Annotated in this window: 17 protein-coding genes; 5 read left to right on the top strand and 12 right to left on the bottom strand. The window is 50.9% G+C overall.

Annotated elements, in window-relative coordinates:
- The 9 genes from rraB to R3177_RS06165 all read right to left on the bottom strand — a co-directional run.
- Positions 1–200 (bottom strand): ribonuclease E inhibitor RraB (gene rraB / locus R3177_RS06205; protein ID WP_318970173.1); only part of this gene is annotated, 200 nt, incomplete at its 3' end.
- A 4-nt stretch (positions 201–204) separates the two neighbouring features.
- Entirely contained in the window at positions 205–948 is a 744-nt protein-coding gene (locus R3177_RS06200) for a 1-acylglycerol-3-phosphate O-acyltransferase (protein ID WP_318970172.1), read from the bottom strand.
- A gap of 42 nt (positions 949–990) precedes the next feature.
- The gene (parC, locus tag R3177_RS06195; protein WP_318970171.1) at positions 991–3300 is read right to left on the bottom strand and encodes a DNA topoisomerase IV subunit A; all 2310 of its coding nucleotides are present in this window, start codon (positions 3298–3300) and stop codon (positions 991–993) included.
- A 58-nt stretch (positions 3301–3358) separates the two neighbouring features.
- Entirely contained in the window at positions 3359–4753 is a 1395-nt protein-coding gene (locus R3177_RS06190; protein ID WP_318970170.1) for a hypothetical protein, read from the bottom strand.
- A 47-nt stretch (positions 4754–4800) separates the two neighbouring features.
- Entirely contained in the window at positions 4801–6693 is a 1893-nt protein-coding gene (parE, locus tag R3177_RS06185; protein ID WP_318970169.1) for a DNA topoisomerase IV subunit B, read from the bottom strand.
- Between the two features lie 21 nt (positions 6694–6714).
- Entirely contained in the window at positions 6715–7305 is a 591-nt protein-coding gene (locus R3177_RS06180; protein WP_318970168.1) for a YqiA/YcfP family alpha/beta fold hydrolase, read from the bottom strand.
- 24 nt (positions 7306–7329) lie between these two features.
- Positions 7330–8100 (bottom strand): metallophosphoesterase, encoded by a 771-nt coding sequence (locus R3177_RS06175; protein ID WP_318970167.1) that lies wholly within the window; start codon positions 8098–8100, stop codon positions 7330–7332.
- The gene (locus R3177_RS06170) at positions 8100–8552 is read right to left on the bottom strand and encodes a DUF1249 domain-containing protein (RefSeq protein WP_318970166.1); all 453 of its coding nucleotides are present in this window, start codon (positions 8550–8552) and stop codon (positions 8100–8102) included. Before R3177_RS06170 ends, R3177_RS06175 begins: the two co-directional genes overlap by 1 nt.
- Positions 8539–9186, bottom strand: a complete 648-nt coding sequence (locus tag R3177_RS06165; RefSeq protein WP_318970165.1) for an NUDIX domain-containing protein — start codon at positions 9184–9186, stop codon at positions 8539–8541. Before R3177_RS06165 ends, R3177_RS06170 begins: the two co-directional genes overlap by 14 nt.
- Positions 9187–9302: 116 nt before the next feature.
- Here R3177_RS06165 and tolC point away from each other — a divergent pair, with 116 nt between their 5' ends.
- From tolC to R3177_RS06150, 3 genes are all read left to right on the top strand, one after another.
- On the top strand, positions 9303–10661 hold the full coding sequence (tolC, locus tag R3177_RS06160) for an outer membrane channel protein TolC (protein ID WP_318970164.1): 1359 nt from the start codon (positions 9303–9305) through the stop codon (positions 10659–10661).
- A 109-nt stretch (positions 10662–10770) separates the two neighbouring features.
- A complete protein-coding gene (lpxL, locus tag R3177_RS06155) occupies positions 10771–11730 on the top strand; it encodes an LpxL/LpxP family Kdo(2)-lipid IV(A) lauroyl/palmitoleoyl acyltransferase (RefSeq protein WP_318970163.1) in 960 nt (319 codons plus the stop codon).
- Between the two features lie 2 nt (positions 11731–11732).
- A complete protein-coding gene (locus R3177_RS06150) occupies positions 11733–12305 on the top strand; it encodes a TcpQ domain-containing protein (RefSeq protein WP_318970162.1) in 573 nt (190 codons plus the stop codon).
- Here the strand turns inward: R3177_RS06150 and glnE are convergent.
- The gene (glnE, locus tag R3177_RS06145) at positions 12302–15112 is read right to left on the bottom strand and encodes a bifunctional [glutamate--ammonia ligase]-adenylyl-L-tyrosine phosphorylase/[glutamate--ammonia-ligase] adenylyltransferase (protein WP_318970161.1); all 2811 of its coding nucleotides are present in this window, start codon (positions 15110–15112) and stop codon (positions 12302–12304) included. The genes R3177_RS06150 and glnE overlap by 4 nt on opposite strands.
- Positions 15109–16056 carry a CYTH domain-containing protein gene (locus R3177_RS06140; protein WP_318970160.1) on the bottom strand — a complete coding sequence of 316 codons (948 nt, stop codon included), beginning with the start codon at positions 16054–16056 and terminating at the stop codon, positions 15109–15111. Before R3177_RS06140 ends, glnE begins: the two co-directional genes overlap by 4 nt.
- Before the next feature lie 133 nt (positions 16057–16189).
- Here R3177_RS06140 and R3177_RS06135 point away from each other — a divergent pair, with 133 nt between their 5' ends.
- On the top strand, positions 16190–16801 hold the full coding sequence (locus R3177_RS06135; protein ID WP_318970159.1) for a TIGR04211 family SH3 domain-containing protein: 612 nt from the start codon (positions 16190–16192) through the stop codon (positions 16799–16801).
- 9 nt (positions 16802–16810) lie between these two features.
- Here R3177_RS06135 and R3177_RS06130 read toward each other — a convergent pair whose 3' ends face one another.
- On the bottom strand, positions 16811–17308 hold the full coding sequence (locus tag R3177_RS06130) for a winged helix-turn-helix transcriptional regulator (protein ID WP_318970158.1): 498 nt from the start codon (positions 17306–17308) through the stop codon (positions 16811–16813).
- A 267-nt stretch (positions 17309–17575) separates the two neighbouring features.
- Here R3177_RS06130 and R3177_RS06125 point away from each other — a divergent pair.
- Positions 17576–18655: HD-GYP domain-containing protein (locus R3177_RS06125; protein WP_318970157.1), on the top strand; the 1080-nt coding region annotated here is incomplete at its 3' end.

Genomic DNA, 18655 nt, shown 5'->3' with positions numbered 1-18655 from the left:
CTGGCGCCATCTTCAAACTCGACCTCTTCAGCGTCGGTGACTTCATAGCCCATTTTAAATAACTCTACCGCCAGCTTTTCCAGCTTGTTAAAGTCTTTATCGTAAAAATGGTGTTCAATGGTGTAAAGCGCATCCGGATCACTGCCATCTTCCAGCAGCGCGCCTATGGTGTCTTCGGTAAATTCCTGCCAGTTTTCCATGAAATTACTCTTCTGATTTGCTGTTTCGCGCAGTGTAGTCGTTGCCGAGCTCTTCATCAAGCCGGCGGATCTGTTGTTCCATCTGCGAGCGGATATTTTTGGCAAACTGGCGCAGATTATCCTCTTTGTTAAGCGGCACCGGCGCGGCAAACCGGACAATAACTTTACCGTTATTCCAGCGGTTAAATTTAAACTGACCGTGAGTACTGCTCATCGTTACCGGTACCAACGGTACACCCGCTTCCAGTGCGATATGGAACGCACCCATTTTAAAGGGTAACAATCCGCGGCCATAACTGCGGGTCCCTTCGGGAAACATCCAGACCGAAATTTTGTGTTGAGAAATACGCTCTGCGGCAGCCAGCATAGTACTTAATGCTTTATTTTTATTGTCACGGTCAATCATAATATTGCCGCTTAACCAGTATAACTGGCCAAAAAACGGGATATATTTCAGGCTCTTTTTACCGATGGTTACCGTGCGTGGCAGCACAGTGCCGCTCAGGGTAAATAAATCCAGATTATTCTGATGGTTGGCAATAAATACATAGGGTTCACCGGCGATAATGGCCGGATCACGGCGCACTTCAACTTCGATACCGAGGATCCAGGATACGTGACCATACCAGCGGGCAAACAAAGCGACATTATCAGGATGAAAGGGCCTGAACAAACAGACAAGTAACCCTGCTACAGTGCTGAAAATAAAAAATAAGGTCAGTAATAATAAACGAACTACCGCAATCACTATCGGGCCCCTTCCGGATAAAAGGGGCACAGTATAGCGGCTTTAATGGTCACTGCTGGTTTGATCACTGGCCGTTTCATCCGTGGCCTGATTTTCTGCACTGCCTTGCTGTAGCAGTACTTCATCAATCCGCTGCAAGCCCCGAGGCAATTTATTGCCCCTTCTGCCACGCTCTCCACGGTAGTGTTCAAGGTCAGTGGTCTTCAGACTAAGTTTGCGTTTACCGGCTACCAGCGTAACGCCGCCATCGGCCGGCACAACCGCCAGCTGACAGATATATTCCTCCCTGCTGGCTGCGCGGGCAGACGGAATCGACATCAGTTTATTGCCCTTGCCTTTACTCAGCTTGGGTAATTCGCTGACCGGGAACACCAGCATCCGTCCTTCATTCGAGATACACAGCAGCAAATCGGTATCGGGCTGTTTTATCACCAACGGTGGTAACACTTTTGCGCCTACCGGTAAGCTGAGCACGGCTTTACCCGCTTTGTTACGGCTGAGTAGATCAGCATATTCGGCAACAAAACCGTAGCCGGCATCACTTGCCAGCAGCAGCGCACGTTTTTCATCGCCGAGCAGCACATGCTCGACCGTTTCACCGGCAACAATAGTAAACCGGCCGCTTAGTGGCTCTCCCTGACCACGGGCAGAGGGCAATTCATGCGCTTCTGTGGCATAGCTGCGACCACTGGAATCAATAAAGACTGCCTGCTGATTCGAGCGACCACTGGCCATGGCTTTAAAGGCATCGCCGGCTTTGTAACTCAGCGCATTGCCATCGACGTCATGGCCTTTAGCACAGCGCACCCAGCCTTTTTCCGATAACACCACTGTCACCGGCTCGCTGGGCAGTAATTCTTTCTCACTTAAAGCCCTGGCCTCATCACGGGTAACCAGCGGGCTGCGCCGCTCATCACCATATTTTTCGGCATCAGCCAGTAATTCGTCGCGGATAAGTTTGGTCAGTTTTTTTTCTGAGCCCAGAATGCTTTGCAGCTTATCGCGCTCTTTACTTAATGCATCCTGCTCGCCGCGGATTTTCATCTCTTCTAACTTGGCCAGGTGGCGCAGTTTTAATTCAAGAATGGCTTCTGCCTGGCGTTCGCTGAGTGAGAACGCCTTAATCAGTTCAGGTTTTGGTTCATCATAAGTGCGGATAATCCGGATAACTTCATCAATATTTAAAAAGGCGGTTAATAACCCTTCTAATACATGCAACCGGTCGAGAACTTTGTCCAGCCGGTGTTGCAAGCGGCGGCGTACCGTGTCACGCCGGAAGCTGAGCCATTCAGTCAGAATTTCCAGCAGGTTTTTCACCCTTGGCCGCTGATCCATACCAAGAATGTTCAGATTAACCCGGTAGCTGCGCTCTAAATCAGTTGTGGCAAACAGATGCTGCATCAGCTGCTCAATATCCACCCGGTTGGAACGCGGCACTATAACGATACGGGTCGGGTTTTCATGGTCCGACTCATCTCGTAAATCACTGACCATCGGCAATTTTTTGGCTTGCATCTGGCTGGCAATCTGTTCAAGAATTTTTGCACCAGACGTCTGGTGTGGTAACGCAGTTAATACGATATCGCCATCTTCCAGCTGATAAACCGCCCGCATTTTAATACTGCCCCGGCCACTTTGATAAATCGCAGCGATATCACTGGCCGGACTGATAATTTCAGCATCTGTCGGGTAATCCGGACCTTTTACATGCTGCATTAAATCCGCAATGGTGCTTTGCGGGTTATCAAGCAGGGCAGCACAGGCATTGGCCACTTCCCTAACGTTATGCGGTGGAATATCGGTTGCCATCCCCACCGCAATACCGGTAATGCCATTAAGCAGAATATGCGGCAAACGGGCCGGTAAAACTTTTGGCTCTTCCAGAGTACCATCGAAATTCGGCAGCCAGTCGGTGGTGCCGGAACCCAGCTCTGATAACAACACCTCACTGAAGCGCGATAATTTAGCTTCGGTATAACGCATGGCAGCAAACGACTTGGGATCATCCGGCGCCCCCCAGTTGCCCTGGCCATCTACCAATGGATAGCGATATGAAAAGGGCTGAGCCATCAATACCATGGCTTCATAACAGGCGCTGTCGCCATGAGGATGAAACTTACCCAGCACATCACCGACGGTGCGGGCCGATTTTTTATACTTGGCCAGATGCGACAACCCCAGCTCGGACATCGCATAGACAATCCGCCGCTGCACCGGTTTAAGGCCGTCACCTATGTGCGGCAATGCCCGGTCCATAATGACGTACATTGAGTAATTTAAATAAGCTTCTTCAGTAAAGCGGCGTAGCGGCAACTGCTCTACACCGTCCTGGGATAACACCGTTTCTGTCATGCCGGTTCCTGTTATTATTAAACTGACTTTATGGCAGTAAAATGATTACCTGTCAGATTTACAGCGGTAAATCCGAACTTACTTTGGTTGTTTTACTGGCGCGGCGCGAAAACTGCCATAATACAATGCCCAACAAAATCAGGGTTGTCCCGCCCAGAATTGCCAGCCATAGCATTTGGATCTGACGCTTGCGCTCCACCTCCTGCAAGCGCAGCGCCTTCAATTCGTTTTCCGCCTCGAGCAAACTGGTACGCACTTGCTGCCTTTCGCTATCAAACTCCAGTCGCATATGCTCCAGCGCTAATTCATTTTCTTTATTACGCAGCTTTTGAAACCCTTCAATAAAATCATGCAGTGCCAGGTATGCCTTTTGATACTGGTCTTGCTGGGCCAGCAGCTCAGCTCTTAGCAAGGTAATAGCCAGCGCAACATGGTCGGCCTGCTCGGCCGGCTGCCGGGCTGCCTGCTCCGCCAGCATCACCTGTTGCATTGCCAGCGAGGTTTGCTCTAAATCACGATAAATTAGCGCTTTTTCATAATGGTGCGTCTGCACATGATAACTGGATTGTAAATGAGTAAGATATTGTTCAGCTTTCTCAATATACCCTAATGCGGCCTCGGTACGGCCCATTTCAGCACTGGTTATCGCCAGTCCAAGATAGGCATGATATAAATTAACGCTGTCGTTCGCTGCCAGGCTTCGCTGCAGCATCTGATTAAAATAATCCAATGCCAGCTGATATTTTGTCTGATAACTGTAAGTGCGCGCCAGATTAAACAGCACCGCAATTTCGTTTTTTACCCAGCCCAGCTGCTGATAAAGCCCCAGAGCCCGCAGCAAAAACTCCACCGCGTCATCTTCAAAAGCCAGAGAAGAATACATTAAACCAAGCTGCGCATTGACCTCAGCCAGAATTTCCGGGTCCTTTAGCATCTCAGCACGCTGATAGACGTCCTTTAATAAAGATAATGCCTGCTGATCATTATTTTGGTCACTGATAATAGCCGCCTGATTAATAAGGCCCCTGAGGATCAGCTTCTCATCATCGAGCAAGGTAGCCAGCGCGGTGCCCTGCTGATAGTGCTGCAAAGCCTCTGTCAACTGTACCTGCATTTCCATGGCATAGCCCAGCTCATACCATAACTCCACTTTCAGAGCCGACTCAGTATCCTGCAATAACTTCAGCCCTTCTCTGGCGGCCTGTTGCTGCTGCTGATGCCGGCCAAGTGAACTGAAAAGCGCTGCCTGCTGTCTTAACCAGTATGCTTTTACACTATCTGGCTGACTGGCAAATTCACTTTGCCGTTCTGTCAGGCGTGCCAGGCTCTGCTCAGGCTGCTGATGCTTCATCCGGTCAAGCTCCAGTAACCAGTCAGGAACAGACTCGGCCTGCAGCGCAGCGCTGATGTTCAGGCATGCCAGTAACAATAAGTTGCGACAGATTCTTTTCAAAACGGTTTCACATCCTTTTTTCTTTTATCCTGCCAGGCGTGCCAGCACTATGCGATAAGCGCCCGATCACCTTTTAATTCCAGCCAGTCCCGCCGGTCGGTAGCCCGTTTTTTTGCCAGTAACATATCCATCAGCTCCATGGTCTGGCCAACATCATCAATAGTCAACTGCACCAGGCGGCGGGTGTTAGGGTCCATGGTGGTTTCACGCAGCTGTAACGGGTTCATTTCTCCCAAACCTTTAAAGCGTTGCACATTTACTTTGCCACGCTTTTTCTCTGCTTCTATCCGGTCCAGCACCCCGGCCTTTTCATCTTCATCCAGCGCATAGTAAACATCTTTACCTATATCAATCCGGTAGAGCGGCGGCATGGCAACATAAACATGACCCGCTGCCACCAGACTGCTGAAATGGCGCATAAACAACGCACACAACAAGGTAGCGATATGTAATCCATCCGAGTCAGCATCGGCCAGAATACAGATTTTGCCATAACGCAGTCCGGTTAAATCCTGACTGTCCGGATCAATACCAATGGCGACCGAGATATCATGCACTTCCTGTGACGCCAGGATCTGACCAGACTCAACTTCCCAGGTATTTAAAATTTTACCCCGCAGTGGCATCACCGCCTGAAACTCCCGATCCCGGGCCTGTTTAGCACTGCCGCCCGCAGAATCACCCTCAACCAGAAACAACTCAGTCTGATTTAAATCCTGGGCAGAGCAATCGGTTAACTTACCAGGCAGCGCCGGACCCGACGTGACCTTTTTGCGGATAATTTTCTTGGCGGCTTTTAATCGTTTCTGGGCATTGTTAATACAAAAATCAGCTAATGCCAGAGCAATATCAGTATGCTCGTTTAACCACAGGCTGAAGGCATCTTTGACAATACCAGAGACAAAAGCAGCACACTGGCGGGAAGACAACCGCTCCTTGGTCTGGCCGGCAAACTGCGGGTCCTGCATTTTCACACTTAACACATAGCTGCAGCGATCCCAGATATCTTCCGGCGACAGCTTAATACCGCGGGGCAATAAGGTACGAAACTCACAAAATTCACGTAATGCCTCCAGTAACCCCTGGCGCAGCCCATTGACATGGGTCCCCCCCTGTGCGGTCGGTATTAAGTTGACATAACTTTCAGTAACCAGCTCCCCCCCTTCCGGCAACCACAATAACGCCCACTCTACCGCTTCCTGTGAACCACTGAAATTCCCGACAAAAGGGTGTTCCGGCAAGGCAACATAATTTTGGACGGCCTCGGCCAGATAATCCCTGATGCCGGCCTGATAACACCAGCTGTATTGTTGCTGGTTTACTTTGTCATCAAATTTAACCGTTAACCCCGGACACAACACAGCCTTGGCCTTTAATACATGCAATAAACGGCTGACGGAAAATTTTGGCGAGTCAAAATAGCTCGGAGTGGGCCAGAACCGAACCCGGGTCCCGGTATTGCGCTTTCCGACCGTGCCGGTTATGGCCAGTTCCGATGCTTTATTGCCATGCTCAAAAGCAATGTCGTACAGATTGCCGTCCCGGCGGATACTGACCTCCACCCGGCTTGACAAGGCATTGACAACGGAGATACCAACGCCGTGCAGACCACCTGAAAACTGATAGTTTTTATTGGAAAACTTACCACCGGCATGCAGCCGGCACATGATCAGTTCAACACCGGATACCCCTTCTTCCGGATGAATGTCTACCGGCATCCCACGACCATTATCAATCACTTCCAGCGACTGATCGTCATGTAAAATCACCTGCACTAAATCGGCATGTCCCGCCAGCGCTTCATCCACACTGTTATCAATAACCTCCTGCGCAAGGTGGTTAGGTCGGGTGGTGTCGGTATACATGCCCGGACGACGCTGCACCGGCTCAAGCCCGGTTAAAACTTCAATTGATTCGGCGTTATACAGTTGTTCTGTCATAGTTATTTTGTCACTGTCTGGTCATTGGGAGCCGGGGCTGGCAGGTGGCGCTAACTGGCAAAATTCAGCAATAGCCGGCAGATAATCGGCAAACCCGATAAAACTGTGGTCGCCCCCCTCTGTCACCTGCAGCCTGGCGCCACGATAGTAGCTTACGGCTTTGCGGTAATCTAACACTTCATCACCGCTTTGCAACAGCACTAAATAGTTTGCAGGCTGGGCCAGGCGCACTGGCATTAATTGCTGCAGCAACGCCATATGATGTTGCTGCACGGCAAAATGACGTTTTAGCACCGGATGATAATAGTCACCCAGAAAATCTGCCAGTACCTCGTGCGGTGCCACCGCAGGATTAATTAAGCAAGCCCGGCAGTGATAGCGCTCTGCCATTACGGTTGCCAGGAAGCCACCAAGCGAACTGCCGATAATCGCACTGGGCGGCGCGATGTTCATCAAAGATACTAACTGGGCCATCGCTTCTGCCGGGGTGTAGGCTAAATCTGGGGCAATAAAGGAACAGGACGGGTAGCGGGCCGCAAAAAAACTGCGGGCCTGCACTGCTTTAACCGATTGCGATGAGCTGGCAAAGCCATGCAAATAATAAAGGGTCAAACGGGTCTTCTCCTGACTCTGTAATCAGATGCTGACGGTGATAAATTGCCAGCTAACCTGGCCGGCGCTGGCAAAGTACCACTGACAATACATTGGGCCCTGATCCAGCGTCTGCCAGCTATGCTGCTGACAAAATTGTACTGAACTGGCCGGACACCCCACCAACTGTACCCCCTGATGTGTTTTACTGTAAGCATGATGACAATGGCCATGCGCCAGACCTCTTACCCTGCTCTCCGTTGCCAGCAGCTGCCAGAACGGCGCAGCATCCTGCCAGCCATGTTTATCAATGGCACTGCCAACTGGCAGCGGATGATGATGGCTGAATAACCAGAAATGTTCAGCGTTACTGGCAGCGAACCGCTCAGCCAGCTCACCACGGCGGGCCACATCAAAATCGCCGGCCGGTGTCTCACCTTTGGTGTCGAGCAACAGCAATTGCCAGTTAGCAAACCGCAAGCTGGTGGCATCAACCAGCGGTGGCTGACGGGTTAGCCAGCGAAGCTTGGCATAATCATCATGGTTACCCGGCAGCACCAGCACCGGACAACTCAAGGGTGCCAGCAAATAAGCCAGCAGCTGATAAGATTCGGCACTATGGTCCTGGCTTAAATCACCACTGAGAATAACGGCATCGGGTGGGCAGCGCAGAGCAGTGATGGCAGCAATGGCTTGCTGCAGATAACGACCGGGTTTTACTCCCTGGTATTCGCCATCGATATCGGCCAGCAGGTGGCAATCACTTAGCTGGATTATCTGATAGTCTGGTTTTCCGGCTAACTGCAATACCGCCATTACTTCAGTTCCAGCGCCGCATTATACCCCTGACTGACACAAAGTTTCAGCCAGTCCGCCAGCAACAGGTTGATCTGAAGCTTTTCATCAGGCTGCATCATTTGCGGGTTAGGATAGGGATAACGCGCAGCAAACCGGCGATAACGGGCCACCCGCACTACTTCCGCGACACGCGCGTCATGGTAAAGCTGGACATCAAAACCGGGGCTCAGATAGTGGCTGCCAGTTGACTCACTGCTGCTGAGCAATTCAATTTGCAGGCGGGTGGTAAAAGGGCCACATTCAAGCACCGTCAATTGATAGCGGTGCTGGGCAGTAATCGCAATATGCCACTGTATGCCAGGCTTGAAACCAGCCGGCAATAAGCGGCTCAGACGGGCGTAATTACGCTCACACAAGCTTAGAAAATCTGGTAACTGCGGTTGATATTGCCGCGGTTTAGTCAGCAACATTAAGACTCCAGGCGCGTCGCACCTCTGTTAAATGTAAACTCAGCCACTGCAAAGCAATCACAGTAGCCGCATTATCAATTTTACCCGCTGCCAGCAATTGCAGGGCCGTAGTGCGGGTTAATAACCGGACTTTGATATCCTCATGCTCAGCAGTCAGACCATAAATGCCGGCCATGACTGGCCGGGTTAACCGGCCAAGATACAACTGTACCCGTTCAGTGCAGCCACCGGGGCTCGAAAAATAACTAAGCATAGGCCAAAGCTCATCAAGCTCAAGTCCGGCTTCCTCCAGCGCCTCTCGCCGGGCGGTTTGCTCGCTGCTCTGATTGTTATCTATCATACCGGCAATAGCTTCGAGCAACCAAGGACTGCGGTTGCCGATCATGGCACCGGCCCTGAATTGCTCAACCAGCACCAGTTCGTCGGTTTGCGGGTTATACGGTAACACAGCCACCGCATGTCCCCGCTCAAAAATTTCCCGCTGCATCGGGCTGCTCCAGCCACCACCGTACAATTTATGGCGCAACTGACAGCGTTCAACCCGGAAAAAACCCTGAAAAACCGTGCTTTTATCGATTATCTCAACATCCTGTGCTGCAAATGATGGATAATCAGTATTATTGACTTCAGACATGTCTGCCCTCACATTTTGTTACACTCTTGACGGTAACTTTACGGTTTAATCCTGACTTAGTTTACCGTAACAGGTTATCATTTGGGCAGTTTCCTTTAAGCCAGGACTTGGTGATTATGAAAAAAACCCTTTTAAGTACTTTAATTCTGTCATCGCTAACGGTATTCAGCGTTAGCGCCTTAGCCGACAATTTGGCCAGCGTTTACCAGTTGGCAACCCAGAAAGATCCGCAACTGTTACGGGCAGAGGCTGTTCGTAATGCCGCCAGAGAGCGGATTGATATCTCCAAAGCCCGGTTGTTACCCCAGGTAAATCTGGGAGCCGGCTACAGCAAAACGATGTCTGAAAACCCGGAGTTTCTGGAACAAGGTATTATTATTGTTGACTCTGATCGCACCGGCTGGAGTGCTGAAGTGAGTCTGACCCAATCAATATTTGACTGGACCAACTGGAAAAACCTGAATACCGCCGAAAAACTGGCATTGCAAAGTCAGGCTATTCTGGATGCTGAAATGCAGGACTTAATTGTCCGGGTTTCTCAAGCCTATTTTAATGTGCTGAAGGCCGTGGACGATTTAGGCTTTGCCGGTGCTGAAAAACGTGCCATTGAGCGCCAGCTGGAACAAACCAAACAGCGCTTTGCGGTAGGCTTAACTGCTATTACTGATGTGCATGAAGCCCAAGCTCAGTTTGACAGTGCAGTGGCCCGTGAAATTGCTGCCCAGAACATGCTGGAAACCGCCCGCGAGAGCCTGCGCGAAATTACCGGCCAGTATCACAATGAACTGGCGAGCCTGGATACGACTAAGTTTGATACCGTGCAGCCGTCTCCGGCGACTGCCGATGCCTGGGTGACTATTGCCGAAGATCTGAATCTGAATATCAAGGCAAATAAACTGGCACTGGATGTCGCCAAGAACGATATTGAAAATGCCAAAGCAGGTCACTATCCGACGTTAAGCCTGGATGCCAGCTACGGCACCGGCGACTCTGAAACTGAAAACACCTTTGCCGGAAACACCCGGACTACGGATTTACCCAGACTTGATAGCAGCCGGATTGGTTTAAATCTGCAGGTACCGTTATACAGTGGTGGGGCAACGGTAGCCGCAACAGAGGTAGCTCGCGCTAATTATGTCGCCGCCAGTCAGGATTTAGAGCAAAGCCATCGCACTGCGGTACGTCAGGTGCGGGTGTCATTTAACGATATCAATGCCAATATTGCCACTATCCGGGCCTTGGAACAGGCGGTCGTTTCAGCAGAAAGCGCGTTAAATGCGACAGAAGCGGGCTTTGAAGTAGGCACGCGGACCATCGTCGATGTGCTGCAAAGTACCCGGAATTTGTTTGAAGCACGCCGTAATCTGGCCGGTGCCCGATATAACTATGTTATCGCGATTCTGTCCCTGAAACAGGCAGCTGGCAACCTGTCTGAACAAGACTTAATGGCAATAAATCAGGCGTTAACAGAGTAAGCTCTGCCCAGGTTCACCGCAACCGCGGTGAACCTCATACCAGTTTGGCCTTTTCTGGCTGGTTTTTTTCGTTACAATAGCCGCATTATTTTCTTTTGAGACAGCCACAGTGGTTAATGCTCCCCGTTTCAGCTGGCGTTTTTTACTGCCTCAATACTGGCTATTATGGCTGGGTGTGGCCCTGATGTGGCTGATAAGCTGGCTACCCTACCGGGTATTGATGCTAATGGGCGGTGCTGTCGGGACCCTGCTATATAAGTTTATGGGTTCCAGACGCAAAGTGGCAGCGCGTAATATCGCGTTGTGTTTCCCTGATATGCCGGCTGAACAGCAGCAGGCACTTTTAAAAGCCAATTTTGCTGAATCCGGTAAAGCCTTATTTGAAACCATAATTGGCTGGTGGTGGCCAAACTGGCGGGTGCGCAAACTGGCCCACTTTCAAGGCTACCATCATATCGAAGCGGCGCTTAAGCAAGGCAAGGGGGTACTGCTGCTGGCGGCGCATTTTCTGCATTTAGAAGCCGCCTGCCGGGTATTTGGCTTAACTCATCCCAGTGTGGGTTTTTACCGGCCGCACAATAACCCGTTAATGGACTATCTGCAGTACCATGGCCGCAACCGTGCCAATAAATACATGGTAGGCAAACGGGATGTCAAAGGGTTGATCCAGGCACTGAACCAGCAGGAAGTGTGCTTCTACCTGCCCGATCAGGATTATGGCCGTAACCGCGCAGAATTTGTGCCTTTTTTTGCTGTGGCAGAGACGGCGACCACGACCGGCACCCTGTTGTTCGCTAATGCCGCAAACTGCGCGGTGATCCCGGTCTATACTTACCGTTTGCCGGGTTATCAGGGCTATCAGATTGAGGTACTCCCCGCTTTGGCAGATTTCCCAAGCGGGGATGATAAAGCCGATGTGACCCGGGTCAACCAATGGGTTGAGCAGGCCGTACTGAATCATCCGGAGCAATATATGTGGCTACACCGCCGGTTTAAAACCCGACCTTCACCTGAGGATCCATCGCTGTATAAACCTGTTGTGTCTGGCAACGCCAGCCAGGGCAGTTAACCATGTGGTACTGGATACGAACGCTGCTTATTCTGGGGTTACTTGCCGCGGGTGGGTATCTGCTGCTGACCAAAGCCGATGTCATTTTTAAAACTGAGACAGTCAATACCGCAGCCCGGGGCTTCAGTGAGTTTTACGCTAAAATTCGTGGTAATGAGGCGGGCAGTAATTATCAGAGCGATTATCACATTACCCTGCCTGATACCAGCGGCCAGCTTAGCCGCAATCTGGCGCAGCGTGGCCGGGAGGTTAAGCCTGCTGCTGCAAACTGGCAGGGTTTGGTCACTGACCGGCGGTTCAGGGCCGGTGAAACCTTAAAAACCACCCTGAGCCATTATGCCCGCCGTGAGGGTATTGAGCTTTACTGGACACTGCCACGCGATTATGTGATCAAGCAGTATTTCCAAACTGACACCACTTTGCTCGGCACTGTATACAGTGTTGGGAAGGCGATTGCCCCCGATTTTGCCGAACCGGTGTTAACCTATTTTTGCCCCAATGAACGGGCCGCAGTGATTACTGACCGGCTAACCCCCTATCTGAAGCAGCATTGTCTGCCAATCAGCGGCAGTTAACTTTGCGGCTCACCAGCAAATAACTGTTGCCAGACCTGTTCTACCGCTGCCCGCGCATTTGCCAGCCGGCTTTCCGTTGGTACCCTGGCAGGTGCCAGTGTCTGCCGGTGGCCCCAGCCACGCAGTAACTGATAAGCTTGCTGCAAATCAGCTGCCTGCGTTGCAGCGATAAGCCCCGCGTCACTGGCCGCCTCAAGGATCCGCATATTATCACTAAACTGATACAGCGCAGGATAGTCTCTGCCATGAGCCAGAACCAGATACTGGCTGATAAATTCCAGATCAACAATGCCACCGGCACTGTGTTTGACATCATCTTCAGCATTGCCATGGTGGCTGCGCAGCTTCTGGCGCATAGTAATGACATCATGACGTAATTGTTCAGGGTCACGCTTGAGTTCAATAATATCAGCGCGGATTTTGTCAAATCGCGCTGCCATTTGTGCAGAGCCAATAATCAAGCGGGCCCTGACCAGCGCCTGATGTTCCCAGGTCCAGGCTTCATCCCGCAGATACTGAAAGTAGGTATCAATATGAATGGCCAGTAAACCCGAGCTGCCCGAAGGACGTAACCGGGTATCAATGTCGTACAATACCCCACTGTTAGTCCGGGTCGTCGCCAGGTGCAATATCCGCTGTGCTAATTTCAGATAAAACTGCCGTGAATCGATGGCTTTATCACCACTGGTACTGGCCAGACTGTCGCAGCGGTGCAAAAAAACTAAATCAAGATCAGAACCATAGCCCAGCTCCAGCCCACCCATTTTGCCATAAGCAACGACGGCAAAACCGCGGTCACTGTCACTGGCGCCTTCAGGCAAGCCATAACGTGCCGTAGTCTGTTGCCAGGCCACTGTGACTAACTGCTCCATTATCACTTCAGCCAGCCAGGTTAAATGATCACTGACCTGCATCAACGGTAAAGCACCACTGATATCTGCGGCGGCTATTCGCAGTTGCTGCGCCTGTTTGTACTGGCGGAAGGTCTCCATCAGTAGCTCCAGATCATCCTCTGGCACCCGCAGCAAATACTGGCGCAACCGATCCTGGTAATCGGATTTATCAGCAACCCGGTACAATTGTTCCGGGTCTATCAGTTCATCCAGCAACATCGGGTAACGGGCCAGTTGCTCAGCCAACCAGCCACTCTGGGTACATAACAACACCAGCTGCTGCAAAGCGGCCGGATTTTCAAAGAGTAACTCCAGATAAGCCGTGCGGGTCATTATTTGCCGGAATACACCAAGCACCCGGTTTAATACAATACTATCGGCCTGCTCAGTTTGTAACAAATGCAGCAGTATCGGCATTAGCTTACTGAGAAAATCATGACCGCGCGGGCCGACACTCCGCTTCTGGCAATCCTGCCGGAACGTCTGCAAGTCCTCAATCAGATTAACTGCCGCCTCAGGCTCAAGCCAGTCCAGCTGTTCAGCCAGTTCTGCCGCGGGTAACTGACTACCCCACAACAGTCGTCCTAAGCCTAATTCTTGCTGCTCAGGGCTGTCCTCGTGGTCAATAACCAGCTTAAATTGCTGATGAATACGTTGCATGGCACGGGCTACCAACTGCTGCAGCTCCGGCCAGCTGGCAATATTCAGGCAGGCCAGCAGCTGTGATCTGCCAAGCGTATCAGCGGGCAGCGTCTGAGTTTGCTTGTCATCAATACCCTGCAGCGCCTGTTCTACCCGGCGCAGCAGCAGATAATCGGTTTTTAACTCGTCTGCCTGGCTGGCACTTAGCATCTGATTCTGTACCAGGCCATCCAGGGCCTTCAGTAAACTTTGCTGCTGTAACTGAGGAATACGGCCACCGCGGATCAACTGCAGGGTTTGCACCACAAATTCAACTTCACGAATGCCACCGGCGCCAAGCTTAATATTATCCACCCGGTTACGCCGCCGGTTTTCCTGCTCGATTAGTTGTTTCATTCGCCGCAACGACTCGATGGCAGAAAAATCAATATAGCGCCGGTAAATAAAGGGTTTTAATAACTTTTGCAGCGCGGGGGTATGGATTGGCTCGGGGTTCAGCACTCTGGCTTTGAGCAGCGCATAACGTTCCCAGTCGCGGCCCTGCTCCTGGTAGTAATCTTCCAGTGCGGCAAAGCTGAGCACTAACGGGCCACTGTCGCCAAAAGGCCTTAACCGCATATCAACCCGGTAGACGAAACCATCGGCTGTTACCTGATGTAACGCAGCAATCAGCTTCTGGCCCACTTTAGTAAAAAATTGCTGATGCTCGAGAGCTCTGCGGCCGCCGCGGGTTTCACCATGACCCGGATACGTAAAGATCAGATCGATATCTGATGAGAAATTCAGCTCTTTTCCTCCCAGCTTACCCATGCCCAGAATCAGCATAGGCATCGCCTCATCATATTCGTCAAAAGGTGTCCCATTTTGTGCTTGTTGCCCCTGGTATGCCCAGCGATAGGCGCTGTTTATCAGGCAGTCTGCCAGACTGGACACCCTGGCCAGGCCTTGCTCTGTCGTTTGTAACTGATAGATATCGGCGGTCAGTAACATGGTCAGGGCGCGATTGCGGTAGCAGCGTAAGCGGCTAAATACAGCGGCCTCATCAGATAATTCAACGCCGGTCAGCGGATCCTGCCAGTGCTCAGTCAGCTGCTGGCTCAGGGCTGCTTTATCCAGCAATAACGTCATCAGTTCAGGTTGCTGGCCTAACGTGCGACCAATAAATAAACTGGCTTGCAGCAAGCGGATAAGCTGCTGCTGTGCAGGATCAGGTAAGCCGGAACCCTTCAGCTGGCTAAAAACCTGCTGCCAGTACTGCTGTGGCTGGCTCATGACTTCTCCTGGCCTGTTGCTACGCCATTTTGCTGAACCAACAGCATGGTCAGCGCCAGCAGAAAATGATTGTAAAGCGATTGCTCAAATACGATAACGCCTTGCTGCAGCTGACCGGCTAAGGCCTCTGCCTGTGCACTGTGACTGTGATATTGCAGCGCAGTCAGCTCTTTACTGAGCGCCTGCAGATAATGGCTTGCGCTGGTCATTAACGGCAATTGCGAAGTTTGCGCCTGTATAGCGGCAGACTGGCGATAATACAGCGCCTCCACAGTTTGCAGCGCTGTCAGATTCGCCATTAATCCCTGCTGTTGTGCCAGCGGCATGTTCAGTTGCTGCTTATCTGCCAGCAAATAGCCTCTTGCCGCCTTACTGAGCCATCCGGTGCGCAGTGGCAGTTTAGTGATAAGCTGGTCGGCGACATGAAACAGCGGATTAACGTTACCGCTTACTAGCTCCAGTTCCAGCTCGGCAATTAATTCTGTTTTTCTGCCGGCAATTACCTCTCCGCAGTCATATACCACCTCCAGTACACTGTCTTCACAGGCCAGCTGCCAGCTATGACGAATAAAGTCGGTACGAAATATTTCTGTTAACTTTTGCTGCAAAGCCTGAACATCAGTATCAGCAGGCCAGATTTCTGACGGAAATGCGGCTAATTCCGGCACGATATCGGTAGCCGGGACATTAAACTCCGGCCTGGCCTGTAATGCACCATGGTGCTGACCTGCCAATTTAATCGTTTGCTCAAAACGGCCATTTTTCAGCCGGGTACGAAGCCCCATATTGTGCCGGCGGAACCAGTTATCAGGCGTATCGTAGTATGCATTTAGCAGCGCAGCCGGCCCGCTGTCAGTGATAGTGCCACAGGCCCCTAACAAGCCGGGCAGTTGATTGCTGTCTGCCGTCGCCAATAAAAATTTTAATTCCAGCTCTATACTCATATCAGGCTATCCTCTGTCTCAGGCTGCGGCTAACTTTTACACTTGTCAACTGGCTGACAACTCCCTATCATCCGGGGTACTGTATCACCCCCTGTACCAGCGTAACCGTTGATTAGATTGAATTAGGATACCTATGTTTAGATTATTTCGCAGCTCTGTTTCCCGGATATTTTTCCTGCCCCTGCTGGTGATGTCGCTTAGCTGGCCGTTACTGGCCCAGCAGTCAGTGGAAGAAAAACCGGCGTTTATCAGTGATGCGCTGTTTGTCTATCTGCACTCAGGCCCGGGCAACCAGTACCGGATTATCGGCACCATTAATGCCGGTCAGCAGATCACTTTTTTAACTGAAGACAATGATTATGCTCAAATCAGATACGACGGAGATAAAACGGGTTGGTTGCCCAAAGAATACATCAGCTTCACCCCGGGCCTGGTAACTCAGCTTGACACGCTTAATCAGCGCGTTAACAGCCAGCAGCTGCAGCTGCAGCAACTTGAAGAAGAACGCAATAATTTAAACAGCCAGCTGAACAGTGCCATTGCCGAACGCGAAAGTGCGCTGGAGCAATTAGCTCAGGCCAACCGCGCCTACGAGCAACTGAAAGGGCAACTGCAGGCTACCCAAACCAGTATCTGGCAAAACCCGATGGTCATTGGTTCTGCCATCCTGTTAATCGGCCTGATTTTTGGTTTAGTATTGCCGTCCCTCTGGCCTAAACGGCGTGACAGCGAGCGCTGGATGTAAGCAGTCAGATCAGCCCAGGCTGTCGTTGGCTTTGAGCGGCAGCCCGGTATCCCGTTTCACCTGTTCAATAACCACGTAAGTGTGATTTTTAACAACACCAGGTAAATCAACAATTTGCTCCAGAATAATCCGGTATGCATCCATATTCGGCAAGCGCAGTTTTAACAGGTAATCAAAACCACCAGCAACCATATGACATTCCACCACATGCGGTACTTTTAAGACCTCATTTTTAAACCGGTCAAACACCGCGCTGGTAGTGTTATCCAGAGTGATCTCGATGAAAACAGTGGTGCCAAACCCCAGCATAGCAGCATTTAACCTGGCGCCATAACCTTCTATATAACCATCTTTTTCAAGCCGTTTCACCCGATCGATACAGGGGCTGGCGCTAAGATTAACTTTTCTGGCCAGATCCACATTTGCTATCCGCCCTTCTTTTTGCAGCGTATCAAGAATATTCAGGTCGATACGATCCAGGCTTTTCGGTTTCAACGGTAAGGTCATAGTAAAGATTCAGACTAAGGAGCCAATGGGCCGATTATATACTGCTAATTATCAAAAATAACAAGTCTGGCTACCGGGCCGGCGATAACAAACTAAAACACCAAAATGGTCAGTTTTTGCTATGCTTAGCTCTACCAGCTTATCTGGGATTAAACCGCTTCAGTTAGCCGCAGAATTACCGCCTTTAGTCGAAGCGTTAACATCCGGTTAAGTTGGTTAGCGTATTATCAATTTACATTTTTGGCATAGGTTAAAGCTGGCAATTGGATGGCATATCAAAAAGTCTCTGTCACTGAGCTGCAACCTGGCAGCTATGTTGTTGAAGTATTAGAGCAGCGTGGTGACATTACCGTTAAACATGCCGGCTGGGTCCGCAGCCAGCAGGCCATTTCTCAGTTGCAGGCCAAAGGGGTGCTGACCGTGCTGGTCGACCCCGCCAGATTTCTAAGCAGTGCCCCTGTCGCGCCCTCGCCGCCAGCGGAAAAAGCCGCGCCGCCTGGCGAACAACAGGAAGCCATGCCGGTCAGGCATTTATTTGCTGATGAGTGGCCCCGTGCTGAAAAGGCCCTGCTCCAAAGCCAGCGGGTGCAGCAGTTAGTTCTGGAAGCAACCCGCAACCAGCAACCTATCGATCTGATGCTGGTCCATGAGGTCAGCGCCGGCCTGTCTGACTCCATCAGTCGTAATCAGGACGTGTTACTGTGTTTAACGCGGATCGCAGAACAAAGTGACAGCCTGTTACAGCATAGTGTCAATTGCGCGGTTTATATGGCGGCTTTCGCCAAATTTATTAATCTACCCGGCGATCGAACTAAAACATTGATAACAGCCGCTTTACTGCATGATATTGGTAAAGCGTTAAAACCTGAATTAATGAGTCAACCCGATCATGCCGCCATCAGCACCAGTCTGGCAGCACTGCAACGTAATAAGGATTTAGCCGGGCAGGTATCGTTGTGGATCAGCCAGCATTGTGCCTATCTCGATGGCAGTGGTTCCCCTCCGATTAAAGGCAACCAGATAACAAAAGGCAGTCAGATGCTGGCGATTGTCAACCAATATGAGAAGCTGACAAACCCCGCTAACAGCAACCAGAGCCCGCTGGCAGCATCACGCTATTTACTCAACCTGACCCCTGTACAACTGGATGCCGAGTTGTTGCAGCTGTTTATTAAATGCATTGGCGTTTACCCCCCGGGTACCGTGGTCAGGCTGACGACAGGTAAGTTAGCATTGGTACTGGAAAATAACCCGAAAAAACCGACTCAGCCAAAAGTAAAGCTGTTTTACCACAGCGTCCATCAACATCATATCATCCCCAAGATTATTGACTTATCGCGCCAGCAG

Source organism: Arsukibacterium sp. (assembly GCF_033722355.1).
GTDB lineage: Bacteria > Pseudomonadota > Gammaproteobacteria > Enterobacterales > Alteromonadaceae > Alishewanella.
The sequence above is the reverse complement of the archived record's forward strand: the minus strand, read 5'-3'. Positions and strand labels throughout refer to the sequence as shown.